Annotated in this window: 1 protein-coding gene; it reads right to left on the reverse strand. The window is 62.3% G+C overall.

Annotation, left to right across the window (positions count from 1 at the left end; genetic code table 11):
* Positions 1–324, reverse strand: a 324-nt coding sequence (locus RZO55_RS19770; protein WP_336624339.1) for an MFS transporter, incomplete at both ends; no start/stop codon positions are given.

Here is a 324-nt window from a genome sequence, read left to right on the forward strand (position 1 = left end):
CTTTTTCGGAAGAGGCCGCTCCGATCCGAGGAGAACCCTTCGGACGCACCACAGGCAGAAGAAGGCGAACAGTCCATAAACGATTCCCGCCAGGAGAAAGACGCTTCCGACCCCGATCCACCCGGCGAGGGCGGCTCCCAGCATCGGGGAAAACAGCATGGTTGCGTTTTGCACCGCATTGGCCACCGCAACCACCCGTCCCACCATCGCCCGGGGAGACTCCGATTGCAGCAGCGTGACATAGGGGACGTGGAACAAGGGGGAGACGATGCCGCCGGCAAACCACACCGCCAGCCACAGCGGAAAAGGGAGCGTGACCCATTT

This window comes from Clostridium boliviensis (assembly GCF_033342255.1).
Classification (GTDB): domain Bacteria; phylum Bacillota; class Clostridia; order Lachnospirales; family Lachnospiraceae; genus Lacrimispora; species Lacrimispora boliviensis.